Source organism: Methylosinus trichosporium OB3b (assembly GCF_002752655.1).
Lineage (GTDB): Bacteria > Pseudomonadota > Alphaproteobacteria > Rhizobiales > Beijerinckiaceae > Methylosinus > Methylosinus trichosporium.
In genome coordinates, this window is sequence record NZ_CP023737.1 from 3,021,725 (window position 1) to 3,047,106 (window position 25,382).

The 25,382-nt window shown below is 66.4% G+C and carries 22 protein-coding genes, 1 tRNA gene and 2 pseudogenes; 18 read left to right on the plus strand and 7 right to left on the minus strand.

Translation table 11 applies throughout. The annotated features are described in order from the left end of the window. Positions 1-7 precede the first annotated feature (7 nt). Positions 8-1,843, minus strand: a complete 1,836-nt coding sequence (gene xoxF5, locus CQW49_RS14430; protein ID WP_003611878.1) for a lanthanide-dependent methanol dehydrogenase XoxF5 — start codon at positions 1,841-1,843, stop codon at positions 8-10. Between the two features lie 317 nt (positions 1,844-2,160). Between xoxF5 and CQW49_RS14435 the strand changes: the two genes are divergently transcribed. Beyond that, positions 2,161-3,084, plus strand: a complete 924-nt coding sequence (locus CQW49_RS14435; protein WP_003611877.1) for a quinoprotein relay system zinc metallohydrolase 2 — start codon at positions 2,161-2,163, stop codon at positions 3,082-3,084. A 48-nt stretch (positions 3,085-3,132) separates the two neighbouring features. After that, complete coding sequence (locus CQW49_RS14440) at positions 3,133-3,981, plus strand: quinoprotein dehydrogenase-associated SoxYZ-like carrier (protein WP_003611875.1); 849 nt, start codon at positions 3,133-3,135, stop codon at positions 3,979-3,981. Here the strand turns inward: CQW49_RS14440 and CQW49_RS14445 are convergent. Continuing rightward, complete coding sequence (locus CQW49_RS14445) at positions 3,976-5,154, minus strand: aminotransferase class I/II-fold pyridoxal phosphate-dependent enzyme (protein ID WP_003611873.1); 1,179 nt, start codon at positions 5,152-5,154, stop codon at positions 3,976-3,978. The genes CQW49_RS14440 and CQW49_RS14445 overlap by 6 nt on opposite strands. A 100-nt stretch (positions 5,155-5,254) precedes the next feature. On the opposite strand from CQW49_RS14445, the gene CQW49_RS14450 reads away from it, so the two are divergent. Beyond that, positions 5,255-5,329 (plus strand) — tRNA-Val (locus CQW49_RS14450). Between the two features lie 25 nt (positions 5,330-5,354). Here the strand turns inward: CQW49_RS14450 and CQW49_RS14455 are convergent. Continuing rightward, complete coding sequence (locus tag CQW49_RS14455; RefSeq protein ID WP_003611872.1) at positions 5,355-6,221, minus strand: trypsin-like peptidase domain-containing protein; 867 nt, start codon at positions 6,219-6,221, stop codon at positions 5,355-5,357. A gap of 347 nt (positions 6,222-6,568) precedes the next feature. On the opposite strand from CQW49_RS14455, the gene CQW49_RS14460 reads away from it, so the two are divergent. From CQW49_RS14460 to CQW49_RS14520, 12 genes are all read left to right on the plus strand, one after another. Next, positions 6,569-8,443: a methanol/ethanol family PQQ-dependent dehydrogenase gene (locus CQW49_RS14460; protein WP_003611871.1), complete on the plus strand. Its 1,875-nt coding sequence runs from the start codon at positions 6,569-6,571 to the stop codon at positions 8,441-8,443. A gap of 100 nt (positions 8,444-8,543) precedes the next feature. Beyond that, complete coding sequence (moxJ, locus tag CQW49_RS14465) at positions 8,544-9,443, plus strand: methanol oxidation system protein MoxJ (RefSeq protein ID WP_003611870.1); 900 nt, start codon at positions 8,544-8,546, stop codon at positions 9,441-9,443. 61 nt (positions 9,444-9,504) lie between these two features. Beyond that, positions 9,505-10,089, plus strand: coding sequence for a cytochrome c(L), periplasmic (gene moxG, locus CQW49_RS14470; protein ID WP_003611869.1), 585 nt, complete (start codon positions 9,505-9,507; stop codon positions 10,087-10,089). A gap of 62 nt (positions 10,090-10,151) precedes the next feature. Further along, entirely contained in the window at positions 10,152-10,454 is a 303-nt protein-coding gene (locus tag CQW49_RS14475) for a methanol dehydrogenase [cytochrome c] subunit (RefSeq protein ID WP_003611868.1), read from the plus strand. A gap of 273 nt (positions 10,455-10,727) precedes the next feature. After that, positions 10,728-11,747, plus strand: a complete 1,020-nt coding sequence (locus CQW49_RS14485) for an AAA family ATPase (protein ID WP_003611865.1) — start codon at positions 10,728-10,730, stop codon at positions 11,745-11,747. Then, complete coding sequence (locus CQW49_RS14490) at positions 11,744-12,580, plus strand: DUF58 domain-containing protein (protein ID WP_003611864.1); 837 nt, start codon at positions 11,744-11,746, stop codon at positions 12,578-12,580. The genes CQW49_RS14485 and CQW49_RS14490 overlap by 4 nt, the downstream gene beginning before the upstream one ends. A gap of 14 nt (positions 12,581-12,594) precedes the next feature. Further along, a complete protein-coding gene (locus tag CQW49_RS14495) occupies positions 12,595-13,494 on the plus strand; it encodes a hypothetical protein (protein ID WP_024749662.1) in 900 nt (299 codons plus the stop codon). Continuing rightward, positions 13,491-14,492 (plus strand): vWA domain-containing protein, encoded by a 1,002-nt coding sequence (locus CQW49_RS14500; protein ID WP_003611861.1) that lies wholly within the window; start codon positions 13,491-13,493, stop codon positions 14,490-14,492. The genes CQW49_RS14495 and CQW49_RS14500 overlap by 4 nt, the downstream gene beginning before the upstream one ends. Continuing rightward, positions 14,489-15,106 carry a hypothetical protein gene (locus CQW49_RS14505; RefSeq protein ID WP_003611860.1) on the plus strand — a complete coding sequence of 206 codons (618 nt, stop codon included), beginning with the start codon at positions 14,489-14,491 and terminating at the stop codon, positions 15,104-15,106. Before CQW49_RS14500 ends, CQW49_RS14505 begins: the two co-directional genes overlap by 4 nt. Further along, positions 15,103-16,098: a vWA domain-containing protein gene (locus CQW49_RS14510; protein ID WP_065083606.1), complete on the plus strand. Its 996-nt coding sequence runs from the start codon at positions 15,103-15,105 to the stop codon at positions 16,096-16,098. Before CQW49_RS14505 ends, CQW49_RS14510 begins: the two co-directional genes overlap by 4 nt. Then, a complete protein-coding gene (locus tag CQW49_RS14515; protein ID WP_003611858.1) occupies positions 16,095-16,622 on the plus strand; it encodes an SRPBCC family protein in 528 nt (175 codons plus the stop codon). Before CQW49_RS14510 ends, CQW49_RS14515 begins: the two co-directional genes overlap by 4 nt. A gap of 115 nt (positions 16,623-16,737) precedes the next feature. Continuing rightward, positions 16,738-17,244, plus strand: coding sequence for a hypothetical protein (locus CQW49_RS14520; protein WP_024749660.1), 507 nt, complete (start codon positions 16,738-16,740; stop codon positions 17,242-17,244). A gap of 83 nt (positions 17,245-17,327) precedes the next feature. On the opposite strand, the gene CQW49_RS14525 is transcribed toward CQW49_RS14520, so the two are convergent. Then, complete coding sequence (locus tag CQW49_RS14525; protein ID WP_003611856.1) at positions 17,328-17,957, minus strand: response regulator transcription factor; 630 nt, start codon at positions 17,955-17,957, stop codon at positions 17,328-17,330. Between the two features lie 157 nt (positions 17,958-18,114). On the opposite strand from CQW49_RS14525, the gene CQW49_RS14530 reads away from it, so the two are divergent. The 3 genes and pseudogenes from CQW49_RS14530 to CQW49_RS14540 form a co-directional block, all read left to right on the plus strand. Next, positions 18,115-19,503, plus strand: coding sequence for a sensor histidine kinase (locus CQW49_RS14530; protein WP_003611855.1), 1,389 nt, complete (start codon positions 18,115-18,117; stop codon positions 19,501-19,503). A 331-nt stretch (positions 19,504-19,834) separates the two neighbouring features. Continuing rightward, on the plus strand, positions 19,835-21,145 hold the full coding sequence (locus CQW49_RS14535; RefSeq protein WP_244441296.1) for an IS4 family transposase: 1,311 nt from the start codon (positions 19,835-19,837) through the stop codon (positions 21,143-21,145). Positions 21,146-21,159: 14 nt separating this feature from the next. After that, positions 21,160-21,453 (plus strand): annotated as a pseudogene (locus CQW49_RS14540) (ISAs1 family transposase); the annotation flags it as partial. 17 nt (positions 21,454-21,470) lie between these two features. Here the strand turns inward: CQW49_RS14540 and CQW49_RS14545 are convergent. From CQW49_RS14545 to CQW49_RS14555, 3 genes and pseudogenes are all read right to left on the minus strand, one after another. Then, a pseudogene (locus tag CQW49_RS14545) lies at positions 21,471-21,734 on the minus strand (hypothetical protein); the annotation flags it as partial. Positions 21,735-22,004: 270 nt separating this feature from the next. Further along, a complete protein-coding gene (locus CQW49_RS14550; RefSeq protein WP_003615742.1) occupies positions 22,005-23,093 on the minus strand; it encodes a DUF7146 domain-containing protein in 1,089 nt (362 codons plus the stop codon). A gap of 66 nt (positions 23,094-23,159) precedes the next feature. After that, positions 23,160-25,289 (minus strand): ParB/RepB/Spo0J family partition protein, encoded by a 2,130-nt coding sequence (locus tag CQW49_RS14555; protein ID WP_003615740.1) that lies wholly within the window; start codon positions 25,287-25,289, stop codon positions 23,160-23,162. Positions 25,290-25,382 lie beyond the last annotated feature (93 nt).

Genomic DNA, 25,382 nt, shown 5'->3' on the forward strand with positions numbered 1-25,382 from the left:
CGCCGCCTCAGTTCGCCGGAGCGATGATCGGCAGAGCGGAGTCGGGCAGAGCGAAGACCGTCAGCACGCCGCCGAGGGCGGTGTAGTCGGACAGCGCCTTATAGCCGCCGACCGCGCCCAAGCCTTCATTGCTCTTGGACAGGCCCGCCGCGAGGCCGATGCCGGCCCAGCCGCCGACGCCGGACAGCACCGCGACATGCTGCTTGCCCTTGTGCTGATAGGTCATCACATTGCCGATGATGCCCGACGGAGTCTTGTACTTATACAGCTCCTTGCCGGTCTTCAGGTCGACGGCCTTCAGATAGCCCTCGAGCGTGCCGTAGAAGGCGATGCCGCCGGCCGTGGTGACCGCGCCGGACCACACCGAGAACTGCTCCTTGTTCGACCAGACGATCTTGCCGACGCGGGCGTCCCAGGCGATGAAATTGCCCATGTTGGTCTCGCCGGCCGGCGGGAACATCTCCAGCGTCGCGCCGACATAGGGCTGACCCGCGGTGTAGCTGACGCGGAACGGCTCATAGTCCATGCAGACGTGGTTGGTCGGCACATAGAACAGGCCCGTGTCCGGCGAGAAGGACGCCGGCTGCATGTCCTTGGAGCCGAGAGCCGCCGGGCAGACGCCCTTGGTGTTGACGTCCTCGCCGTTCTGCTGCGTCGAATATTTCGCGACCACCTGCGGACGGCCATAGGTCGGCGAGCTCTTGTCCATGTCGACCTTGGTCGCCCAGTTGACGGCCGGATCATACTTCTCGGCGACGAGCAGCTCGCCGGTCACGCGATCGAGCGTGTAGCCGAAGCCGTTGCGGTCGAAGTGGACGAGCGTCTTGCGAGCCTGGCCGCCGATGGTCTGGTCGGCGAGGATCGTCTCGTTGATGCCGTCATAGTCCCACTCGTCGTGGGGGGTCATCTGATAGACCCACTTCACCGTGCCCTTGTCGAGATCGCGCGCCCAGAGGGTCATGGACCAGCGATTGTCGCCCGGACGCTGAGACGGGTTCCAGGTCGACGGGTTGCCGGAGCCGTAATAGACGAGGTTCAGCTCGGGGTCATAGGAATACCAGCCCCAGGTGGTGCCGCCGCCGATCTGCCACTGGTCGCCTTCCCAGGTGTTCAGCCCCGAGTCCTTGCCGACCGGCTTGCCGAGATGGGTGGTCTTCTCGCCGTCGATCAGCGTGTCGCTGTCCGGGCCCATGGAGTAGCCGCGCCAAGCGAGCGAGCCGTCCTTGATGTTATAGGCGGTGATGCTGCCGCGCACGCCGAACTCGCCGCCGGCGATGCCGACGAACACCTTGTCCTTGAAGACATGCGGAGCGGCGGTCGAGGTGGCGCCCTTGGAGGGATCGCCGTTCTTCACCGACCAGACCAGCTTGCCGGTCTTGGCGTCGAGGGCGACGAGCGTGGTGTCGGCCTGAGCGAGGAAGATCTTGCCGTCGCCATAGGCGAGGCCGCGGTTCACGGTGTCGCAGCACATCACCGGAACGACGCTCGGATCCTGCTTCGGCTCATACTTCCAGATGATCTTGCCGTCGTTGTTGAGATCGAGCGCATAGACGATATTGGGGAACGGCGTATGCAGATACATCACGTCGCCGAGCACCAGCGGAGCGCCCTCGTGGCCGCGCAGCACGCCGGTGGAGAAGCTCCACACCGGGGCGAGCTTGCCGACGTTCTCGGTGGTGATCTGCTTCAGCTTGGAATAGCGGAGATTGGCGTAGTCGCCCGTCGGCGCGACCCAATCCTTCGGGTTCTTCTGGAGCTCGAGCAGCTCGTCGGCGGCGTACGCCACGCCGGCTCCGAACAGCGCGAGGATCCCTACCGAAGTCGACAACAACAGCTTTTGCATGAGCTTTTCCTCCTGACGACATCACCGCGCGCATGGCCCGGTCACATCGCCGTCATCGCGCCTTTTTCGAAGACGCCCATTGGCTTTGGGAAGCCGTTTCCTCGTGGCTCGCACCACTGCGACGAGGCGGAAACGCCGCGCCCGCAGCCCCGCCGTATCTCCGTCGAGACGACCTTCGGTTCCCGGCCGAAGACCGTCTTTTGGGTTGGAAACGGCGGGATAATATGTCGCACAGGATTGAAGCGCAATCCCCAAAAGCCATGCCGAAACTTCCTCGTTTCTTGCGGGAAACATCTAGAAAGGACGCAGACTCGACCATGCTGCAATGCACTCGAACAGCGCTCGCCATCGCCCTCTTCTGTCTCGTTGCGCGCAGCGCCGGCGCGTTCGATTTGAACGAGGTCGCCCCGGGCGTCTTCGTCCATCAGGGACAGCTCGCCCTGATGACGCAGGAGAACTCCGGCGACATCGCCAATCTCGGCGCGATCGTCGGCGAGAAGGCGGTCGCGGTGATCGACACCGGCGGCAGCGCCGCGGAGGGTCGCGCGTTCCTCGCTGCACTGCAGCAGCGCACAACGAAGCCCCTTCGCTACGTCATCAACACCCATGTCCATCCCGATCATATTTTCGGGAATATTGCCTTCCGCGACACGGGCGCCCTGTTCGTCGGCCATAAGAACCTGCCGCGGGCGCTGGCCGCGCGCGGCCCGCATTATCTCTCTTCTTTCCGCGCGGCGCTCGGCCCGCTGATCGACGAGGTGGCGCTCATCGCGCCGACCCTCACCGTCGACGGCGTGACGACGCTCGATCTCGGCGGCCGCAGCATCGAGCTGCGCGCCTGGCGCACGGCGCATAGCGACGCCGATCTCACCGTGCTCGACGCGGCGAGCGGCACGCTGTTCGCGGGCGATCTGCTGTTCCTGCGCCATGTGCCGGTGGTCGACGGGAGCCTCCTCGGCTTCCTCGCCGTCGTCGACGAACTGCGGCGCATCGACGCGAGGCGGGTGGTGCCGGGCCATGGGCCGGCCGTCGCTCCCTGGCCGCAGGCGCTCGACGCGCAGGCCGCCTATCTCCAACGGCTCACCCGCGATCTGCGCGCCGCCATCGCCGCGGGCGAGAGCCTCGGCGCCGCCGCGACCAGCGCGGCGCAGAGTGAGAAATCGGCCTGGAGCCTCTTCCACGACTATAATGTCCGCAACGCCACGGCGGGCTTCGCCGAGCTCGAATGGGACAGCCCTTGAGCTCGCTCCCTATCGAGAGGTAGATTGGCGAAAACGAGGAGGAAAGAGATGATCCGCCGGACCGCGAGCCTTCCGGCTCGGAAGCCTCGCAGCGGCGGCGAGCCGGAAGGCTCGCGGACCGCGCTCCGCCTCACGGCGGCCGTCATGGCCAGCCTGCTCGCCGGCGCGGCGTTCGCGCAGGCGCCCAAAATCGATCCTTGGCCCGGCCTCGTCACCGACATCTTCCACGACCGGCCGATCGCGGCGCATGAGGGCGTCGTGGCGCTGCAGGCGCCGGTGCGGGCGGAGGATGCGGCCATCGTGCCGATGACCATCACGCTCGTCGACCCCGCGGTGCGCAAGGCGACGCTCGTCATCGACGAAAATCCGATGCCCATGGCCGCGGCCTTCACGATCGGCGAGGGCGCCGCCGTCGCCTCCATCGAGACTCGCGTGCGGGTCAATTCCTACACCAATGTGCATGTGGTCGCCGAGACCGCCGACGGAGCGCTGCATTCGGTGGTCAAATTCGTGAAGGCCTCGGGCGGCTGCTCGGCGCCGGCGATCAAGGATCAGGACGAGGCCGCCGCCAATCTCGGCAAGATGAAGTTCCGCCGTTTCTCGAGCGCCGACCCGGCCCGCCGCGAGGCGCAGATTATGATCCGCCATCCCAATAATTCCGGCCTGCAGATGGACCCGATCTCGCGCGCCTATATCCCCGCCCATTTCATCGATCGGGTGGAGGTGCGCCAGGGCGACGCGCTGATCTTCTCGATGGAGGGCGGCATCTCGCTCTCCGAGGACCCGGCCTTCCGCTTCTCCTACAAGCCCAATGGCGCGAGGACGATCCGCGTCGAGGCGCATGACAATGAGGGCGGCGTGTTCTCCGGCGAATGGCCGGTCGACGACGCGTCATAACGCCGCGTCCCCGCTCTTGCCCAGCCAATTCGCGAGGCGATCGAGGCCGAGGCGGATCTCGGCCTCCGGCCCGGCATAGGAGAAGCGCACCGCCCGCCCTCCCCGCGCGCGGTCGAAATCGACGCCCGGCGTCGCCGCGACGCCCGCCTCCTCCAGCATGCGCCGGCAGAAGGCGGCCGAATCGGCGGTGAAGCGCGAGACGTCGACATAAAAATAGAACGCCCCGTCCGGCGGCGCGAAATCATCGAAGCCGAGCTGCGGCAGACGCTCCAGCATCAGCGCCCGGCTGCGCGCATAGCCGGCTTTCACCGCCTCCAGCTCCGCCGTCGCCTCGAAGGCGTCGAGCGCGGCGATCTGCGCCAGCGTCGGCGCCGAAATGGCGAGCGATTGCTGCAGCCGCTCGATCGGCCGCACCAGCCCCTCCGGCGCGACGAGCCAGCCGAGCCGCCAGCCGGTCATGGCGTAATATTTGGAGAAGGAATTGACGACGATCGCCTCGCGCGAATGCGTCAGCGCGGTCTCGCATGGCTGCGCATAGGAGAGGCCGTGATAGATCTCGTCGGAGACGAGAACGACCCCCGCCTCCGCGCAGAATGCGCAGATTTTGGCGAGCTCCCCGCTCTCGATCATCGCGCCGGTGGGATTGGCCGGACTCGCGAGCAGAACCGCCTGCAGCCGCCGCTGGCGATGCGCCGCCTCGAGCGCCGCCGCGGTCGGCGCGAAGCGAGTCTCGCGGGCGATCTCGATGAAGGCCGGCTCGAGCCCGAGCGCGGCGAGAATATTGGCGTAGGCCGGATAGCCGGGCGCCGTGAGGGCGACGCGCGCGCCCGGGTCCAGCGCCGCCAGAAAGGCGAGCACGAAGGCGCCGGAGGAGCCGGTGGTGACGACGACGCGCTCCGGCGAAACCTCGGCGCCATAGGCGTCGGCGTAATGGCGGGCGATGCGCCGACGCAGCTCCGGCCGCCCCAGCGCCTCGGCATAGCCGATGGCTCCTTCGCGCAGCGCGCGCTCCGCCGCCGCCCGAACGGCCTGCGGCGCCGGCGCGCCGGGCTCGCCGAGCTCCATATGGACGATGCGCCGCCCCTGCCGCTCCAGCGCGCGCGCCTCGGCGAGGACGTCCATGGCGATGAAGGGCGCGACGGCGCTGCGTCGGGAAGGGGGCGGAAAGCTCATCGCCCGCCTATAGCACGCGCGGCCGGGGAGAAAGGCGAGGTTTCGTCGATAGCGCGCACTTGACGGGAGGCGGGATCGTCTCGTACAGGTGGGCCATCCCGGGCGGCTAGCTCAGCGGGAGAGCACTCCCTTCACACGGGAGGGGTCACAGGTTCAATCCCTGTGCCGCCCACCATTTCGCCTATCGTCTCAATCGCGCATCACCTCGGCGCGCGCAGCTGCTCCCTTATCGCCGCGAGCAGATCGCCCTCGAACAGCAGCGCCGAGCCATAATGCGTCTCGATGTCGAAGGCGCGCCGCGCATTCATATCGAGCGAGGCGCTGTGCATGGCGATCAGGCGATCCTTCTCGTCGAACAGACCCGAGCCCGAGCCGCCATAGCCGTCGTTGCAATCGTGACGGGCTCGGCGAATGTGGGTTTCGGTCGCCTCGTCGATGCGATGGATGGCGCAATCCTCGAGCGTCGCGGCGAGCCGCGTGTTGCCATGTCCGGCCGGCGAAACCATGACCACCCGCAGGGGCGCGCCGGCGGCGACGCCGCTCGCATCCGGCTCCGGCTGCGGCTCGACCGCCTCGGGCGCCGGCCACAGCAGCCGCAGCAGCGCCCAATCATCGGTGATGTGGAGCGCCGCGCCCTGCGGCGGCCCGAGCCGCAGCGTCTCGGGATCGAAATAGAGGTCCAGCCCGGCGATGCGGAAGAAGCAGTCGCCCACGGGGCGCGTCGGCGCGCCGCTGCGATCGATGAAGTTGTGCGCGTTGACGACGACGAGATCGCGCGAGCCGATCAGCCATCCGGCCGCGGCGCGCTCCAGCGTCCCGGCGTCGGTGTAGCACATCAGCACGCCGGCGCCGCGAAAGCGCTCCTCATCGGCGCGCCCGAAGATGCGCCGATCATCGCGCGGATAGAGCGCGGCCTCCTCGATCGCGGCCGATCCGGCGCCGCGAGCCGGCGAAGCGAGGATCGCGGCGGCGAGCAGTGTCGCGATCGATGAAACGACAACGCCGAGCCGCCGCGCCGGCGTGGTGAGAAACAACGGCGCCAAAGCCGGCGAACGCCTCGAGCTCATGCTTCGAACTTCCTCGTCTGCTTCTCGAATCGCATGTGCGCGTCGCGATTTCATGAGCAAATTTAGCCGTTTTTGCGCGGCGCGGCGATGCGAGAGATTTTCCGTCTTTATTGCATGTTTTTCCCGTCCGACATGACCGATAAATCATGCAGACAGAGCAACGCGGCTAAACTTATATGCTCGCGGTCCACCCATTCCGTCATCGAGCTCCCCAGTGGAGAAGGGATGGACGCAAAAACCAAGACGGTTTCGGACCACACGACCGTCAAATCTATTTTTACGAGGCGACGAAAGCGCTCGACGAAAGCGCCACGAGGCGCGTGCGCCCGTCGCAGGAGGACTCGTCGATGAGGAAGCTGCTGAATTCCGTATCCCTCGTGAGCGTCCTGCTCGCGGCGCCGTTCGCGCTCTCCGCCCCGGCGCGCGCGGAGGACAAGCTCGAGGCTCTGACGAAGAGCGAAGACAATTGGGTGATGCAGGGAAAGAACTACAGCGCCAATCATTATAGCGCGCTGACCCAGATCAACACCGACAATGTCAAGAATCTGAAGGTGTCGTGGTCGTTCTCGACCGGCCTGCTCAGCGGCCACGAAGGCTCGCCGATCGTCGTCGACGGCAAGATGTATATCCACACCTCCTTCCCCAATAACACTTTCGCGCTCAATCTCGACGATCCGACGCGCATCCTCTGGCAGGACAAGCCGAAGCAGAACGCCGCGGCCCGCGCCGTCGCCTGCTGCGACATCGTCAATCGCGGCCTCGCCTATTGGCCGACCGACGGCTTCACGCCCTCCCTCATCATCAAGACGCTGCTCGACGGCAATGTCGTCGCGCTCAACGCCGAGACCGGCGCGCTGGTGTGGAAGATCGAGAACTCCGATTATAAGGTCGGCTCGACGCTCACCGTCGCCCCGCATGTCTATAAGAACATCGTGCTCATCGGCTCCTCGGGCGCCGAGCTCGGCGTGCGCGGCTACATGACCGCCTATGACGTGCGCACCGGCGAGCAGAAGTGGCGCGCCTATGCGACCGGCCCGGACTCCGACGTGCTGATCGGCGACGACTTCAACAAGGCCAATCCGCATTATGGCCAGAAGGGCCTCGGCACCGCGACCTGGGAAGGCGACGCCTGGAAGATCGGCGGCGGCACCAATTGGGGCTGGTTCGCTTATGATCCGGACACCAATCTCGTCTATTACGGCAGCGGCAATCCGGCGCCGTGGAACGAGACGATGCGCCCGGGCGACAACAAATGGACGATGACCATTTGGGGCCGCGATCTCGAGACCGGCGAAGCCAAGTTCGGCTATCAGAAGACGCCGCACGACGAGTGGGACTACGCCGGCATCAACTTCATGATGCTCAGCGAGCAGAAGGACAAGGAAGGCAAGCTGCGCAAGCTGCTGACCCATCCGGACCGCAACGGCATCGTCTACACGCTCGACCGCACCGACGGCACGCTGGTCTCCGCCGACAAGATCGACGACACGGTCAATGTGTTCAAGAAGGTCGATCTGAAATCGGGCCTGCCGGTTCGCGATCCGGAATATGGCACGCGCATGGATCATTTGGCCAAGGACGTGTGCCCCTCGGCCATGGGCTATCACAACCAGGGCCTCGACTCCTATGATCCGACCAAGGAGCTGTTCTTCCTCGGCGTGAACCACATCTGCATGGATTGGGAGCCCTTCATGCTTCCCTATCGCGCGGGTCAGTTCTTCGTCGGCGCGACGCTCAACATGTTTCCGGGTCCGAAGGGCGATCGGCAGAAGGGCGAGGGTCTCGGCCAGATCAAGGCCTACAACGCCATCACCGGCAAGTTCAAATGGGAGAAGATGGAGCGCTTCGCCGTTTGGGGCGGCACTGCGGCGACCGCGGGCAATGTCGTGTTCTACGGCACGCTCGACGGCTTCATCAAGGCGCGCAACAGCGACACCGGCGATCTGCTGTGGAAGTTCAAGCTGCCGTCCGGCGTCATCGGCCATCCGATCGTCTATCAGCACAAGGGCGTCGAATATGTCGCGATCCTGTACGGCGTCGGCGGCTGGCCGGGAGTGGGCCTCGTGTTCGACCTTCAGGACCCGACCGCTGGCCTCGGCGCGGTGGGCGCCTTCAAGCAGCTCGCCAATTACACGCAGATGGGCGGCGGCGTGATGGTGTTCTCGCTGAACGGCAATGGCCCCTATGACGACGTGAACCTCGGCGAGTACAAGGCGAACTGACCCTTCGCCGCATCGCCGCCGATCGCATCGGCAAGAAGATTCGCGTCCGGGCGCTTTCGCGTCCGGACGCCTGTGCCGCGAATGGCTTCCGGGGTGACCTATGACTCGTAACATCTGCTCGATCGCGACGCTCTGCCTGCCGACGCTGCTGTGGAGCGCGACCGCCGGGGCCGCGTCTCTCGGCGTTCAGAATGCGGAGCCCGCCCCGTCTGCGTCGACCTCCCTCGCGCCGCCATCCGATCCGAACGCGCTGCGGATTTGCGCATCGAAGAATCAGCCGCCGCTGTCCATGGCCGACGAAACCGGCCTCGAGAACAAGATCGCGGTCGTGGTCGCCGAAACGATGAAGCGCAAGCCGCAATTCGTCTGGACCGACCGGCCGGCCATCTATGTCGTGCGCGACCTTCTCGACAAGAAGCTCTGCGACGTCGTCATCGGCCTCGACACCGGCGATCCGCGCGTCGCCAGCTCCAAGCCCTATTATCGCGCCGGCTATGTGTTCGTGACGCGCGCGGATCGGGGACTCGACATCAAGTCCTGGAACGACGCGCGGCTGAAGAGCCTCGGCCATCTGGCTGTCGCCTTCGGCTCGCCCGGCGAGGTCCTGATGAAGGACATGGGCCTCTACGAGAACAATATGAATTACCTCTATTCGCTCGTGAACTTCCGTTCGGCGCGCAATCAGTACACGCAGATCGATCCGAGCCGCATGGTGCAGGAGGTGGCGACCGGCTCGGCCGATATCGCCGTGGCCTTCGCGCCCGACGTCGCGCGCTACGTCAAATCGTCGACGACCGCTCTGCGCGTCGAATCGATCGCGGACGATGCGGCCAAGAGCAATGGAGAGAAAGTTCCGCAGCAATTCGATCAGTCGGTCGGCGTGCGCCGCGACGACACGGCGCTGCTCGCGCAGATCGACGCTGCGTTGACGACCGCAAAGCCGAAGATCGACGCGATTCTCGAAGCGGAAGGCGTTCCGCTTCTCTCGCTCGCTCATTGATTGATCCAGCAATATCGGATCGAGCCATCTTGCGGATCGAGAGCAGGGAGAGAAAAATATCGTGACCAGGAACAAGAAAAGCGCGTCCATTCTGCTGTGCTGCGCGTTGATGAGCTCGATTGCGACAACGGCCCTCGGCCAATCGTCGTCACTCGGCTTTCACAACACGGTCACCGGCGAGCCCCTCGACTTCAACGAGGCTCTACCGGAAGGGCGCGACACGCCCGGCGTGAAGAAATTCTTGGAGACGGGCGTCGATCCTTATATCGAGGACAAGAGCTGTCTCAAGCAGGGCGAGCAGATTTTCCTCTCCGCCTGTTCCGGCTGTCATGGCCACCTCGGCGAGGGCAAGATCGGTCCCGGCCTCAACGACAGCTATTGGACCTATCCGGACAATGCGACCGATGTGGGCCTGTTCTCCACCATCTTCGGCGGCGCGCAAGCGTCGATGGGCCCGCAATACGGCAATCTGACGCTCGACGAAATGTTGAAGGTGATGGCTTGGGTCCGGCACCTCTACAAGGACGGCGTCGCCGATGCGCCCTGGTTCACCGAAGCGCAGAAGAAGGCCTACAAGCCCTATCAGCAGGGCGAAACATTCCCGGACGACGCCCCCGGCCTCTGCGCCCCGGCGAAAGGGAAATAAGGGAGAGCGCGCTCGGCGGGTCGAGCGCGCTTTCGCTTGTATCATAAAGGGAGGACAAGCAAATGAAGTTTGAGCATCGGACAGTCGCGCTCGCTCTCGCGGCGGCGCTGTGCTCGGCTCCGTTCGGAGCGGCGCTCGCCTATGACGGCACCAAATGCAAGGCCGCCGGCAATTGCTGGGAGCCCAAGCCCGGCTTCCCCGATAAGATCGCGGGCTCGAAATACGATCCCAAGCATGACCCCAAGGAACTCGCCAAGCAGCAGACCTCCATCCAGGGCATGGAAGCGCGCAATCAGAAGCGCATCGCTTATTTCAAGAAGAGCGGCAAATGGATCTACGAGGTCGACAAGATCCCGGCCGAATAAGGAAATCATCACCCTTCGCGGCGAGCGCCATTCGCCCGAACGGCGTCGTCCGAGCGATCGGACGTCGCCGCGAATGATTAGAGCGCGTTCCGATCGATTCGTTCGATCGATCGGAATTCGCTCGAACGAGAGAATGCTAGAGCGTCAACGCTCTGGACGAGAGAACACGCGGCCACGATCTGGACCAACGATGTCATTCGACAACAACGCATCGTGTCCTTCCCGAGATCGTGGCCGCGCTGCCGATGCAGATCGAAGGGCGCGCGCGTGAGCATGACAATCGACGGATCGCTCGCTCAATGGCGGGAACGCGCCCATCGATTCGAGCAGGAGATCGAGAAGGCCGTCATCGGCCAGCGACGCGCGATCCGGCTCATCACAATATCGATCTTCACCCGCGGCCATGTGCTGCTCGAGGGCGATGTCGGCGTCGGCAAGACCACATTGCTGCGCGCCGTGTCGCGCGCGCTCGGCGGCGAATTCGTCCGTGTCGAAGGCACGGTCGACATGATGCCGACCGATCTGCTCTATCACACTTATCTCGCCGACGACGGCCGCCCGCGCGTCGAGCCGGGAGCCTTGCTGCGCCAGGCCGATCGCCTCTCGGTGTTCTTCTTCAACGAGATCAACCGCGCCCGTCCGCAAGTGCATTCGCTGCTGCTGCGGCTGATGGCCGAGCGAAGCGTCTCCGCCTTCGATCGCGAATATGCTTTTCCACATCTCCAGGTCTTCGCCGACCGCAATATGATCGAGCGGGAGGAGACCTTCGAGCTGCCGGCCGCGGCGCGCGACCGCTTTCTCATGGAGATCGCCGTCGCCGCGCCGCGCGACGAGGAAACGCGGCGGCAATTATTGTTCGACCCGCGCTTTCACGATCCCGACGCGCTGGTGCGGCGCGTCGAGCCCGGCTCGTTCGACTATCGCGCCGTCGTCGATGTCGCGCGCGCGATTCAAGAACAAGTGACGGCGAGCGAGGCGCTGCAACGCTATGTCCTGCGCCTCTGGACCGCTCTGCTCGATCCCGCCGGCGCTTCCGTCTCCCTGCCCGATCTCGACGTCGCTCATCTCGTCAAGGGCGGCGCGAGCCCGCGCGGCCTCGCCTTTCTCGTCGCCGCGGCGCGCGTGCGCGCCTTTCTCGAAGGCCGCGACTATCTCGTCCCCGAGGATATTCGCGAGATCTTCATCGAGGTCATGGCGCATCGCATCTTCGTCGATCCGATCTATGCGATGCGCGGCGACGAGCCGGTGAAGCGGCTGTGCCGCGCCGTCTTCGACGCGACGCCGACGCCATGACCGCGCCGCAGGACATCGCCTATCGGCCGCGCGGGCGGTTCCTGTCCAATCGGATCGGCGCGCATGCGTCGAGCGAGGTCGGCGGCTTCGGCGTGTTTCGCGATCAAACGCCGTTTCTGCGCCACCCGGACGCGCGCCGCATCGACCTCCGCGCGACCTTGCGCGATCCCTTCGGCGAAACCTATGTGCGGCGCTTCGAGCAGCGGCAGGCCATCGACGTCTATGCGATCGTCGATCTGTCCGCGTCCATGGGCTTTGGCGCCAAGCACGACATCGCGGCCGATCTCGTCGCCTCTCTGGCCTTTTCCGCCAATCGCATCGGCGACCGCTTCGGACTGATCGGCTGTGATCGCGCATTGCGGCAAGAGCTTCTCTTTCCAGCGAGCGCATCGCGACCGCTCGCGCTGCGCGCCGCCGACAGCCTGCGCGCCGCGCGCGCCAGCGGCGACGGGGCGCAGGGCGTTCTCGACGCCGCCGCCGCGCTCGGCGCCGCGCGGCGGCTCGTGTTTCTGATCTCGGATTTCCGCTGGCCGGCGGCGCTGATCGACCGCGCCTTCGCGGCCTTCTCGCCGCATGATGCGATCCCCATCGCCATCGTCGATTCCTCGGAGGAGACGCCGCCGCGCTGGGGGCTGCTCGAGCTCGTCGACGCGGAGACCGGCGCGCGCCGCCTCGAAGTGATGCGCCCGGCGCTGCAGGCCCGCTGGATCGATGACGAACGCCGCCGTTTCGCCGAGATCGCGCGCCTCGCCAATGGTCGCGCGCGTCCGCCGATCATTCTGCGCGATCGCTTCGATGCGCTCGAGCTCGGCCGCGGCCTGACGGCGGCGTGAGGCGCGCGATGCGAATGGCGACGCTGTTCCTTGCTCTGCTCCTCGCTCTCCCCGTCTCCTGCGCAGCGGCGCAGGCGGCCACCGCGGAGATTCATTCGGAGCGGCCCTTCGGCTATTTCGTCGGCGATCTCATTCATGCCTTCGTCGACATTCGCGCCGAGGCGGACGCCGACCTGCGCCCCGCCTCGCTGCCGAGCCCCGGCCCGCTGACCATCTCGCTCGATCTGCGCGACAGTCGTCTCGAGCCCATCGCCGCCGCCGAGGGCCGGCGCTGGCGCCTCCATCTCACCTATCAGACCTTCTATGTGTCGCTCGACGTGCGCGACATCAAAATCCCCGGCTTCACGCTGATCGTCGCGCGTCCGGGCGGCGACGAGCCCTTGTCCGTTCCCTCCTGGTCGGTCGGCGTCGCGCCGCTGCGCGAGGTCACGCCGACGAAAGCGCAAGAGGCGGTCGATTATCTGCGTCCCGATGGCGATCCGCCCCGCATCGGCGAGCGCGAGCGCGAGCGCGTCACCATGGCTCTCGCCGCAGCGACGTTGCTGGCTCTTCTCCTCGTCGCGCGCGACCGCGCCATTCCGCCCTTTCATTCACGAAGTGTGCGCCGTTTCGCGCGGCTCGCCCGGCGCCTCGGCCCGTTGGAATGGCGTCCGGCCGACGCCGCGCAAACCATCGAGGCGATGCAGAGCCTGCATCGAGCGATCGATGCGACCGCGGGACGAAGCGTGCTCTCGTCCGACCTTCCGGCCTTTCTCGACGCCCATCCACAATTTGCGCCCGCGGAGGCGGCGCTGCGCCGCTTCTTCGATCTGTCGGAGCGGCTCTTCTATGGCGACGCTGCGGCGCGCGACGACGACATGGCCGAGATCGCCGCGGTCGCCCGCGCCCTCGCGCGGCGGGAGCGCGCGCGATGACCGGCTTCGGCGTCGAATACATATGGGTTCTGGCGCTGCTGCCTCTCGCTCTCGCGCCGCTGCTGCGCTCTCCCTTGCGCGCCTCGCGCATCTCTTCTAGCGAGGCCGCGCCGCGCGACGCGCTGTCGCGCTTCGTTGCTATCGCGATCAAGGCGCTCGGCGTGGGCGCGCTCGGCGCCGCGATCTTCGCCGCCGCCGGCCCCTATCGTTCCGGCGCGGAATATGAGCGCGTCGGCGAAGGCGCCGACGTCGTCTTCTTGATCGATCGCAGCGGCAGCATGAACGAGACCTTCGCCGGCCGCACGCCCTCGGGGAGCGAGGAATCCAAAGCCTCCGCGGCCAGGCGCCTGCTGCAGGGATTCGTCGACCGCCGCGGCCATGATCGCGTCGGCGTCGTCGGCTTCTCCACGGCGCCCATGCTGCTGATGCCGATGTCGGACCATCGCGAGGCCATCGCCGCGGCGATCGACGCCGTCGACCGCCCGGGCCTCGACTACACCAATATCGGCCGCGGCCTCGCAATGGCGCTGGCGCTGATCGGCTCCGGCGCGCCGGATCGCTCGCGCGCCATCGTGCTCGTCTCGGACGGCGCCGGCGTGATCGATCCGCGCATCCAGGACGATCTGCGCGCGGAGATGAAGAAGGCCAATGTCAATCTCTATTGGCTGTTTCTGCGCACCGCCGGCAGCGCCGGCATCTATGACAAGCCGGACCCAGAATTCGACACGCCGCAAGCCGCGCCCGAACGTCATCTCGATCTCTTCTTCAAATCGCTGCGCGTTCCCTATCGCGCCTTCGAGGCGGAAGGCCCCGAGGCGACGGAGCAGGCGATCGCGCAGATCGACCGTTTGGAGCGACGCCCTGTGCTCTATGTCGAAAAGCGCCCGCGCGACGAGCTGAGCGGCATCCTCCTCGCCGTCGCGCTCGCTGCGACGCTCGCGCTGCTACTCGCCAAGCTGAGCGAAGCGCGCCTGCCCATGCGGGAGGAGCGCGCATGATCGCGGCCACGCTGCGAGTCCAGCTCGCGCAGGCGCGCGGCGCGGCCGCGAGCCTGTGGCGGGAGCAGCGCTCGACGCTGCTCGTCCTCGCGCTCTGCGCGCTCGCGGCGGCGACCGCGCTCGCAGCGACGCGCTGGCGGGACGCGCACGCGGCCAATGTCGTGATCGACCGCCTCCGCGCCGGCCATGACATCGATGTCGGCGAGGACGCCGCGCCCGAAACTCTCCTCGCGCGTATCGCCTTTCTGACCAAGCGCGACGAGCCAGATCGCGCCCGCCTGCTGGTCGACGCGCTCGAGCGTCGCGGCGCCGCCGCGACCCTCCTCGCGCGCGCGCGCTATCTCGTCGCCAATGCGCTGCTACGCAAGGCCTTCGAGCTCATCGAGCGCGGCGAGCTCGACGCCGCGCCGCCTTTCGTCAATCTGGCGAAGCGCGATTATCGGCGCGCGCTGCAGCTGGTTCCCGATTTCTGGGACGCCAAATATAATTACGACGTCGCCTCGCGCCTCGTGCGCGATTATCCGGCCTTTCAGCAGGAGCAGGGCGACGAGCTGCAAGCCGATCCCAAGAAGCTCTGGACCGACACGCCCGGCGCGCCGAAAGGCCTGCCATGATGCGGCCCGATTGGCGCGATCCGCGGCTCTGGTCGCTGCTCGCCGCGGCGGCGCTGCTGGCGTCGAGCTTCCTCGCGCCGCGCCTCGCCGTCGCGCGCCCGGGCTATGACGCGCTGCTCGTCGTCGACATCACCGGCAGCATGAACACGCGCGATTACGCCGCGGGCGGTCGTCCGCAGAGCCGGCTCGACGCGGTGAAGACGGCGCTGCGCGAGACGATCGCTGGCCTTCCCTGCGCCTCGCGCGTCGCGCTCGGCGTGTTCGCGGAGCGCCGGCCCTTTCTCCTCTATGAGCCGATCGAGACCTGCGGAAATTTCGCGCTCATCGGCGCCTCGATCGACGCGCTCGATTGGCGCATGGGCTGGGAAGGCGACAGCCATATCGCCGCCGGTCTCTATCGCGCAATCGATTTGGCGAAGGAGCTGCACGCGGATCTGCTGTTCTTCACCGACGGACAAGAGGCGCCGCCGTTGCCGGCGTCCGGCGGCCCGAGCTTCGACGGCGCGCCGGGGGAGACGCGAGGGCTGATCGTCGGCGTCGGCGGCTATGAATTGTCGCCGATTCCGAAATTCAACGACGAAGGCCGCGAGATCGGCTTCTACGGCCTGGACGACGTGCCGCATGAGAATCGCCACGGCCTGCCGCCGCCGGGCGCCGAGCAGCGCGAAGGCTACAACGCCCGCAACGCGCCCTTCGGCGCGACCATGGCGGCAGGCGTCGAGCATCTCTCGTCGGTGCGCGAGCCCTATCTGCGCACGCTCGCGCAGACCACCGGGCTCGCCTATGCGCATCTCGAAGGCGCCGCAGCGCTGGCGCGCGCCTATGAATCCGCCGCGACGCCGCGGCGGCGCGAAGCGATGCTGGATCTGCGTCCCGTCTTCGGCGCGTCGGCCAGCGCGCTGCTGCTCGTCGCCTTTCTCGCGACGCCCGTGCTCGAATGGTCGGCGGCGCGTCGAAGCAGAAACGCACGCCCCGAAAGGAGAGAAACATGAAAGCAATCGTCACGACGCTGCTCGCCGCGCTGCTGGTTTCGCCGGCGCTCGCGCATGGTCCGACGCCGATCAAGGTGAACGAGTCGATCACCATCGCCGCCGATCCGAAGGCCGTCTGGGCCGTCGCCGGCAAATTCGATGGGCTCGCCGCCTGGCATCCGGACATTGCGAGCGTGAAGGCGACCGGCGGGGACGCCGTCGGCGCGGAGCGCGAGCTCACCTTCCGCAAGGGCGGCGTGCTCAAGGAGAGCCTCGACGAATATGATCCGGCTGCGTTCAAATATTCCTATCGCATGGCCGATCCCAATCTCGACGTGCTGCCGATCAGCTCCTATTCGGTGACCTTCACGATCAAGCCGGCGGCCGGCGGCGGCAGCGATGTGCAATGGTATGGCCGTCTCTATCGCGGCGACACCGGCAATGAGCCGCCGGAAAATCTGAGCGACGACGCGGCGCGCACGGCGATGTCGGAATTTCTGTCGTCGGGCCTGCAAGGATTGAAGCGCAAGGTCGAAGGAAAATAAGGCGTATCTCGCGATGGGAGCGCGACCGTTCCAACGTCCCGTCATTGCGAGCGCAGCGAAGCAATCCAGACGCCGCCCCGCGGCTCTGGATTGCTTCGTCGCGTCGCTCCTCGCAATGACGCGTGTGACATCGCGTTCGCGCGTCGTCGTCGCGTTCGTCGGTCTCGCGCTCTGCGCGTGTGACGACGAGCGCAAGAACGACGCGCCGTCGAGCGATGCGGTTCGCGTCGAGGACAAGACGCCGGGCGCATGGCTGCGGCGCGACGAAGCCGATCCGGCAATTTGGCTGGCGAGCAAGGAGCAGGGTCGGGCGGCGTCGCCGACGGACCCGCGCGTCGAGACGCTCAACCGAGCCCTGGCGCGCGCCGATGCGTCCTTTCTCGAATCCGCGCGCATGGTCGCCAATCGCACCGCGCAGCTCGCCGACATGCTCGCCGAGGCCGGCATGAAGGAGGACTATGCGAGCCTCATCGAGCAGCTCTCGGCGGTCGTCGACGCGAAGCGCGGCAAGGCGACCTATGGCGAGCTGTGCGGCTATTACTTCTCGCTGCGCCGCGGCGGCGCCGACAGAGCGGAGACGCTGCGGATATTGAAGGAGCGTTTCGGCGCGGTGGAACGTTAGCGCGTCTATCGAAGAGCGAGCCTGAAGGCTCGCGGTCCAGACTCGGCGCTTGGACCGCGAGCCTTCAGGCTCGCTCGTTCGCGTCAGCCGAGCTTCTTCGACAAGCGGTTCTCCACCGCGATGCGAATGAGATCGGAGCGCGAGCGCGCGCCGAGCTTGCGCTTCAGCAGCGCGCAGCTGTTGGCGATGGTCTTGTAGGACACCTTCATCGCGAAGGCCATTTCGGTCATGTCCTTGCCGTCGGCGAGATGGCGCAGAATGTCGAGCTCGCGCTCGTTGAGCACGTCGAGCGGATTGCCGGTGCGCTTGTCCGAGAAGGCGACCTTGAGCGCGAGATCGCCGGAGAGATAGCGCTCGCCGCCGGCGACCGCGCGAATGGCCTTGACGAAGCTCGCGGGGTCCTCGTTCTTGGCCACATAGCCGCGCGCGCCCTGCTCGATCGAGCGCGCCGCGAACATCGGATCGTCATTCATCGTGAAGACGATGATCTTGGACTGAGCGTCGCGCTCCAGCAGAGAGCGCAGAAGATCGAAACCCGAAGCGTCGGGGAGGTTGATGTCGAGAACGGTCACGTCCGGAGCGGAGGAAGCGTGCGACTTCAGCGCCGCCTCGGCGTCATGCGCTTCGATGACCTCTATATCGGCCTGCCCCGAGAGCATGCCGCGACATCCCTCGATCACCATGGGATGGTCGTCGACGATGAGGACGCGCATCGTGGCCCTTCTTTGCGATTGCGGGAAGACTATGTTGAAATCTCGGCTGACTTGTCAATAAACTTCCGATGTTTGGACGAATGGCCGAGCTTCATGGCGCGCCCGGCCGAAGCGCTCCGCGTCCAACTCTTCTCCTCGGCGAACCCGGCGGTCTCACATGTCATCCCTGTCGCTCAAGGCGCGGTTGAGCTGGCTCATCGGCGTCGTGCTCGTCGCCACCTTGCTGGTGAATGTCGGCATTCTGATCCTGCATGCGGGGCCGCGCATTCGCGCCGAGGACGAGACCAGCCTGCGGTTGACGCGCGAGCTCGTGCTGATGACGGTCGCGAGCATCCAGGAGACCAGCGATCCCGCCCCGGCGCTGAAGCGCTTCTACGAGAGCCTCGGAACATTGCGCCATGTCGATGTGCGCGTTCTGCCAGTGGGCGGTTCGCCGCTCGAGCCGCTCGCGCGGCGGCCGGCGAGCGCGGCGGAGCTGCCGGGCTGGTTCGTCGCGCTGGTCGACGTTCCGCCGCGCGTCTCGATCATTCCGGTGCGGGTGCGCGGCGTCGATTACGGCCGCATCGCCATCATGTCCAATCCGCTCGACGAGCTCGCCGAGATCTGGTCGGACGTCTCCTGGCTCGCTCTGGTCAGCCTGCTCGCGACATCGGCGATACTCGCAATCGTGCTCGTCATCGTCCGCTGCTCGCTGACGCCCTTCGGCCACATGCAAAAGGCCTTGTCGGAGCTGGAGGCGGGAAGGAGCAATGTGCGCGTCGCGCTTGCCGGTGCGAGCGAGTTCCGCGGCATCGCCGGCGCCGTCAACTCGCTCGCGACGACGCTCGATCAGGTGAAGGCCGAGAACCGATCGCTGCTCGGCGAGCTGATGCGCGTGCAGGACGACGAGCGCAAGGCGATCGCGCGCGATCTCCATGACGAGGCGGGTCCGTGCCTGTTCTCGATCCGCGCCGGCGCCCATGCGATCGGCGAGCTCGCCGAGAGCGACGCGCCCGACCTCGGCCGGCTGCGCCAGATCACCGCCAATGTCGGCAAGGCCTGCGAGGCGCTGCAGAGCCTCATCAGCGGGCTGCTCGGACGCTTGCGGCCGCGCGGCCTCGCGGATTTCGGCCTCAGCGACGTGCTCGGCGGGCTCATCGCCTCCTGGAAGGTCGCGCGTCCCGACGTGGCGGTGGAGCTGATCGCGCCGCATGATCTCACGACCCTGGACGAGCAGACCGCTTCGACCGCCTATCGCGTGGCGCAGGAGGCGATGACCAATGTGTTTCGCCACGCCGGCGCCAGCCGCGCCAGCGTCGCCATCGAATTCGCGCCGTTCGAATCGTCGGTCGAGGGCGACGCGGAGGAGGAGTGCGGCGCAGCGCTGCGCATCGTCGTCGAGGACGACGGCAAGGGCATTCCCGAGCGGCCGCAATTGGGGCTCGGCATCATCGGCATGCGCGAGCGCGTGCAGGCGCTCGGCGGCCGCATGACCATCGAGAAGCGGCCGGAAGGAGGGACGCGGCTCACGGTTTATCTGCCGATCGCCGACGACGGCGAGACGTGACTTTCATGTTGCTCAATTCGCCGACTCTCGCCGCGCGTTCATTCTCCCGCGCCGCGCGCGATGCGGTTGTCGCGAGCGATGCGTTCGGGTGAAGGCGACGACGCCTCCCGCCTCCTCTCCCCGCTTGCGCTACGGCATGCACACATCTCGTTATGGTGACGACAAGGCGGCTGAGCTCGGCAAATTGATTCACCTGTGAAATTCCGCTGGCGGCGCGCGCTTGGCGTGTGATTCTGTCCTCGACACGTCGTATCATTTCGGGGTGTCGCCATGACGCTTGAAAATCTGTCGTTGGGCCGGTTCGGGGATTGCCGTCTCGATAAAGGGGGCGGTGCTGCTCGATCGCATCCTCGTGCGCCAAACCATCTGCCTGCGTCGGCTCAGCGCGGGCGATCGCGCCCAGGAGGTCGCCTTCGGCCGCTTCCTGGCCAACGAGAAAGTGACGCCCGAGCGTTTGATCGAGGGCTGGAGCGAGCAGACAGGATCGGCGGTGGCCGGAAGGCATGTGCTGGCCATCCAGGATACGAGCGAGATCAACTTCAAGACCAAGCCGGGCCGGCGGCGCGGCCTGGGCGAGATCGGCAAAGGCTCGGGCCGCGGCGTGCTGGTGCATGCGATGGTGGCGGTGGATGCCGACAATGGCAGCTGCCTGGGCCTGGTCGGCGGCTCGGTTCGCACGCGCAGCAAGGGCCGGGTCGAGACGCCTCACGCCAAGCGCGCGCTGAAGGACAAGGAATCGCGCCGCTGGATCGAAACCGGCGCCCAGGCCGAGACTGTGCTGGCGCAGGCCGCCATGGTCACCGTGACGCACGACCGCGAGGGCGACATCTACGCCTGCTGGGCGCGCCTGCCGGGCGATGATTTTCATGTGCTGGCGCGCGCCATGCACGACCGCGCCGTCGCCTGCGGGGGCACGCTGTCGAGCGTCATGGCGAAACTCGACTTCGTTTCGACGCGCGCCGTCGAGCTGCTCGCCACGCCCAAGCGCGAGGCGCGCCGAGCGGTGCTGAGCCTGCGCTTCACCTCGGCCGAGGTGGTGCGCCCCGACGGCCCGGATGCGCGCGGCTTGCCCGAGACGGTGTCGTTGCGGGTCGTCGAGGTGGTCGAGCTCGACCCGCCCGAAGGCGTCGAGCCGGTGCGCTGGCGCCTGCTCACCACCCACGCGGTCGCCGATGTGGCGGCGGCTTGGCAAATCGTCGACTGGTACCGGCTGCGCTGGACGATCGAGCAATTGTTCCGGCTGATGAAGACGCATGGCCTGCAGCTCGAGGACAGCCAGCTCGCCAGCGCCGAGGGCCTGATCAAGCTCGCCGCCATCGCCGCCAAGGCGGCGGCGACGACCTTGCAGCTCGTGCAGGCGCGCGACGGCAAGAGCGGCGAATCGGCGACGATCGCCTTCAGCGCGCCGGAGATCGCCGTGCTCGACGGCCTCGCCGGCCAGTACCGAGGCAGGACAACGCTGCAGAAGAACCCGCACCAGCGCCATAGCCTGGCCTGGGCCGCCTGGATCATCGCCCGCCTGGGCGGCTGGAACGGCTATCCGTCGTCGAAACCGCCAGGGCCGATCACGCTGCGCCACGGCCTGGAATATTTTCACGCCATCGCCAAAGGTTGGAACCTCCGAGATGTGTGCATACCGTAGCGGCGAAGCGGGCGGGCGAGGCCGTGCGCGGCCATTGGGGCATAGAGAACCAGCTGCACTGGGTGCTCGACGTCGTCTTCGCCGAGGACCAATCGCGTCTGCGCAAGGGCCATGGCGCGCGGACCATGGCCGTCGTCAGGCATTTCGCCATCAATATGATCCGCACGGCGCCAGAGCCCGAGAGCAAGCCCATGAAGCCGCAACGAAAGGCCACAAAGCCCACACGCACCAGCATCAAGCTCCGCAGAAAAATCGCGAGCTGGCGCGAGGATTATCTCGCCATCGCCCTAGGAGCGGAAGTTCGTTAACCTGGATTCGGTGCCCTGACGGGCCGGTGGAAGAGATTGACGCTCGACCAGAGCAGGTCTTCGAGATCGGGCTCGAGTCGGGTGTCGGCGAGGGTCGCGACGAGCGCGTCGAACATGTCCGCGGTCGCGCCGGCAATGGCGGCGGCTTCGGGCAGGGGCCGACTGTCGGGCTCGTCCTGGAAGGGACGGTGGCCATAGAGTTGAAGCTCGGTGAGAACGCGGTCGATCGGGGATGAGGCCTGCGGGGGCTCGTATTCGGCATCGTCGCGGTTGATCGTCATGGCGTCGCCCTCTGTCGGATCGGCCGCGCCCATCGCGGCCTTCGTGGGCGTCCGAAGCGGCAAGACAGAGCCGGCTTGCACCGCCGAGCGGCCGAAGCGGAGCGGAGGACGGCGGGCGGCGGCAATTTTGTGTCGCGATGCAAAGCCGGATTTATCCGGCGGCGGAAAATTGTCGTCGCCCGCCGTTGCACGGCCGGATCGATTGCCGCGGGACATAGCCCCTCTCGAAGGCCGTGGACGCGGCTCTTCCGAAGGGGGACAGGTATTCGATCATGCGCGAAGTCGAGTCGCGCCGACTCGCGCTCGGTCGGCCGTGGCGCTCTCTGCCGGGCTCATGAAGCGCGCGACGTCTTCCGGCACGAATTGGATGCGGAGAGCTGCCCGTAATTCATCCATGCCGAGGTAGCGCAGATCGTCGTTGAAATCGTCGAGCGTCGGCGAGAGAATCATCGCATCGATCCCGTTCGCCGCCGCTCGTTTCCTCAACGTCTCGGCCGCCATGTCTCCTGCCGGATCGTCGTCGCGCGCGACATAGAGACGGCGCAACGTGTGAGGAAGTATCAGGGCGGCGAGGTGATTGGCCGACAGAGCTGCGACCATCGGCAGAGTGGGAAGAACGCAGCGAAGCGACAACATGGTTTCGACGCCTTCTCCTGCCGCCATGATGTCGTCCACGACGCCGAAGCGGACGCCATTGCCGAGGAGACGGCCCATCGCTCTCCTCGGCGTGTCCACCGACGCCTTGTCGTCGCCAGTCGGATCGAGCCATGTGCGTTGCACGCCGGTGACGATTCCGGAAAGATCGGTGACGGCGGCGATGAGCGCCGGCAATGGCTCGACCTCGCCGTCGCTCTGTCGGCGATAGTAGCAGCGTCGATGGAAGCGAAGACGGGCGGCTTCGTGCAAAATTGTAATGCCGCGTTTGCGGAGATACGTTTCCGCGATCGTGCCGCGGATCGGTTCAGCCATGGCGAACAGTCGGCGTGCGGATTCGGGTGAGCCTCTCGATGCGGTCTGCGGTCGGCGGTGCGCCGGGTCTGGACGTGGCTCAAAGCGCGGCATAGCGAGGAAGCGCCGCGCCTCGTCGGCGACGTCGCGGAAATTGGAGAGACGACAGCTCGCACGGATAATGTCGAGCAAGTCGCCATGTTCCGCCGAGGCGGCATCCACCCATTTCCCTGCTGCGCCTTTGCCGCTGTCAGCACCAATCAATCGAACGAAGAGGCTGCGGCCTGGCGTGTTGCGGGCGTCGCCGACAAGCCAGTAACGACCTTCGCGGCGCCCGTAGAGATAATGGCGGCATACCGCCTCCGCGTCACGCGCGAGACGCTGCGCCAGCTCGGCCGGTGAATCGAACATGGCCTCCTCCAAAGAAAAAGGGACCCGCCATTGCTGGCGAGTCCCTCGGTTCGGCCTCGGGGAGGTCTATTCGGCGAAGGTCTCGGGATCGTCCGTTGACCCGGCCTCAGCATCGCTCTGCGCCGTGTCTTCGTCGATAGCCATTTCGCTCTCGATCGTCGCCGATTCTTCGACCGGCTCATCATCGTGACGAGTCGCGTCGGCAGTCTCGGACTGCTGGAACGCATGACCAGGCGTGCGCAACGGCTCGGGGAGCCAGCCTGTTCCGACGAGCATCTGCTCGGCTTGAGCCGCCATGTCGCCTTTCTTCAGATGCTCGATCTTTCGCGCCGAGGACTCGCCCTTCGCCTCGCGAACGGCGCCGAGGCTTCGCGCCTTGGTCACGCGGCGGAGAAAATTATCGACGGTCGGCGTCCAGCCCGCAGCGGCGATGTCGAGAGACAAGGTCTGCGCGAGGCGGTCGGCATGGACGACGGCTCGGTGCCGCCGGTTCCAGGCCTCGTGAACGGCGTTGACGCTGAGCGAGACGCAATGCGCGAAGAGCGTTTGCCGCGCCGCGACATCGAGCGTCGTCAGCGCAGTCCACAAATCTCCGGGTTCCGTGGGCAGTTGCGACGACCAATCGCGATGGCGGGAATCGACAGCGGCGGCGAGCGGCGTGTCGCCGAGGCCGGGCGCCAGACTGCCGAAAGCGACGTTCTTCGGCTCGATCTCCAGGCAGGAGTCCGAGCCGTAGCGGTAGAACAGCTTGAGACAGAGAACATGCAGTGCAGCGAGAATGGCGACGCCCGGATCGTCGCCGATGGCCCGTCGCAGCGCCAGCGTGCGATAGGCCGTGAGCTCGGTCAGAAGCTTGTCGGGAAGAGGCCGAATGCCTTCGTCCTCTTCCTCCGCCGGCTCCGATCGAACCGTATTGTCGCCGTCGGGCTCGACCGCCCTGGACGCCGCCGACGCCACCGCCGAAGAGGCGTCGGCGTTGGCATCGCCATCCGAATCGGCGACTGTCGGCTCAGCGATCTGCGCGTCGTCCTCGGGACGAACATAGCCTCGCTCGATGCGCAGCCGGCCGGAGCCGTCGATGCTGACGAAAGCGCCGGCTCGGGAGATATCGTCAGGATCGTAGGCCACCGGACGGTCTTCGATCTCCGCCATGGCGGTTTCGATCTCGCCGAGACGACGATCCACATCTTCGGGAATTTGATCCTCGTCGGCGAAGGCGGCCTCGATCTGCTGGGCTTCGATCCGCAACGATTCGAGCGCGGCCTCCCCCTCCGGCGTCAGAGGCGGACGTTCGCCCTGGATGCAACGAAGCCCATAGGTATGGCCGTAAGGAAAGTCGGTCGCGACCTCGACCCATTTCCATCCCTCGGCGCGGATGCCCTCCGCCGCGCGCTCCAGCTTCTCGGCGACGAGACGATCGCGAAGGCCGACGTCTTGCAGCCAGCCGCCATCGTCACTCTGGAACAGGTCGCGCATGACGGCGCCGCCAGCCGCGGCATAATCGTCGCCGGCAAATTGCGCGCGCTTGTCCGAGGCGCGAACCGCGCCTTCGGTCAGCAAGCGGCGAATCTGGTAGGCTTCTTTATTGTAGGAGCGCTGAATGGCGTCCCAGACCTGCTCCTGTCGCTCGTGGTCAGGGCTCACGGTGAAGCCCATGAGCTGGTCGAGCGTCATGCCGTCCTCGGCATAGACATCGAGCAGCTTCGGCGACACGGAAGCGAGACGCAGGCGCTGCTTGACGACGGCGACGGCGACGAAGAAGGCGGCGGCGATCTCCTCCTCGCTCTGACCTTTCTCGCGCAGAGTCAGGAACGCCCGGAACTGATCGAGTGGATGGAGCGGCGCACGCTGGACATTCTCGGCGAGACTATCCTCCTCGGCCGTTCCGTCGGTGCGCACGACGCAGGGGATCGGAGCGGTGCGCGCTAGGCGCTTCTGTTTCACCAGAAGCTCGAGCGCCCGATAGCGCCGGCCTCCGGCCGGGATCTCGAACACGCCGGTCTCCGAGCCGTCGGCGTCGAGCACCGGACGGACGGTGATGCTCTGCAACAGCGTGCGTCGGGCGATGTCTTCGGCGAGCTCTTCGATGGAGACGCCGGCCTTGATCCGCCGGACGTTCGACTGGGACAGGAGGAGCTTATTGAAGGGAATGTCGCGTGAGGCGCTGAGGTGGGTTTTCTGAACCGCGGTTGCCATGAGATCAACTCCGCGACGAGCGGCCGAGAGACTTTCTCTCGATCCTGCGCTCGTCACGAAGAGCGGCGCAGCCCTCTACCTCTCGGGTTCGGG

Bases quoted from the DNA above. Each gene is read 5' to 3' on its own strand.
- xoxF5 (WP_003611878.1), bottom strand. From the start codon at position 1,843: ATGCAAAAGCTGTTGTTGTCGACTTCGGTAGGGATCCTCGCGCTGTTC.
- CQW49_RS14435 (WP_003611877.1), top strand. From the start codon at position 2,161: ATGCTGCAATGCACTCGAACAGCGCTCGCCATCGCCCTCTTCTGTCTC.
- CQW49_RS14440 (WP_003611875.1), top strand. From the start codon at position 3,133: ATGATCCGCCGGACCGCGAGCCTTCCGGCTCGGAAGCCTCGCAGCGGC.
- CQW49_RS14445 (WP_003611873.1), bottom strand. From the start codon at position 5,154: ATGAGCTTTCCGCCCCCTTCCCGACGCAGCGCCGTCGCGCCCTTCATC.
- CQW49_RS14455 (WP_003611872.1), bottom strand. From the start codon at position 6,221: ATGAGCTCGAGGCGTTCGCCGGCTTTGGCGCCGTTGTTTCTCACCACG.
- CQW49_RS14460 (WP_003611871.1), top strand. From the start codon at position 6,569: ATGAGGAAGCTGCTGAATTCCGTATCCCTCGTGAGCGTCCTGCTCGCG.
- moxJ (WP_003611870.1), top strand. From the start codon at position 8,544: ATGACTCGTAACATCTGCTCGATCGCGACGCTCTGCCTGCCGACGCTG.
- CQW49_RS14475 (WP_003611868.1), top strand. From the start codon at position 10,152: ATGAAGTTTGAGCATCGGACAGTCGCGCTCGCTCTCGCGGCGGCGCTG.
- CQW49_RS14485 (WP_003611865.1), top strand. From the start codon at position 10,728: ATGACAATCGACGGATCGCTCGCTCAATGGCGGGAACGCGCCCATCGA.
- CQW49_RS14490 (WP_003611864.1), top strand. From the start codon at position 11,744: ATGACCGCGCCGCAGGACATCGCCTATCGGCCGCGCGGGCGGTTCCTG.
- CQW49_RS14495 (WP_024749662.1), top strand. From the start codon at position 12,595: ATGGCGACGCTGTTCCTTGCTCTGCTCCTCGCTCTCCCCGTCTCCTGC.
- CQW49_RS14500 (WP_003611861.1), top strand. From the start codon at position 13,491: ATGACCGGCTTCGGCGTCGAATACATATGGGTTCTGGCGCTGCTGCCT.
- CQW49_RS14505 (WP_003611860.1), top strand. From the start codon at position 14,489: ATGATCGCGGCCACGCTGCGAGTCCAGCTCGCGCAGGCGCGCGGCGCG.
- CQW49_RS14510 (WP_065083606.1), top strand. From the start codon at position 15,103: ATGATGCGGCCCGATTGGCGCGATCCGCGGCTCTGGTCGCTGCTCGCC.
- CQW49_RS14515 (WP_003611858.1), top strand. From the start codon at position 16,095: ATGAAAGCAATCGTCACGACGCTGCTCGCCGCGCTGCTGGTTTCGCCG.
- CQW49_RS14520 (WP_024749660.1), top strand. From the start codon at position 16,738: ATGACGCGTGTGACATCGCGTTCGCGCGTCGTCGTCGCGTTCGTCGGT.
- CQW49_RS14525 (WP_003611856.1), bottom strand. From the start codon at position 17,957: ATGCGCGTCCTCATCGTCGACGACCATCCCATGGTGATCGAGGGATGT.
- CQW49_RS14530 (WP_003611855.1), top strand. From the start codon at position 18,115: ATGTCATCCCTGTCGCTCAAGGCGCGGTTGAGCTGGCTCATCGGCGTC.
- CQW49_RS14550 (WP_003615742.1), bottom strand. From the start codon at position 23,093: ATGTTCGATTCACCGGCCGAGCTGGCGCAGCGTCTCGCGCGTGACGCG.
- CQW49_RS14555 (WP_003615740.1), bottom strand. From the start codon at position 25,289: ATGGCAACCGCGGTTCAGAAAACCCACCTCAGCGCCTCACGCGACATT.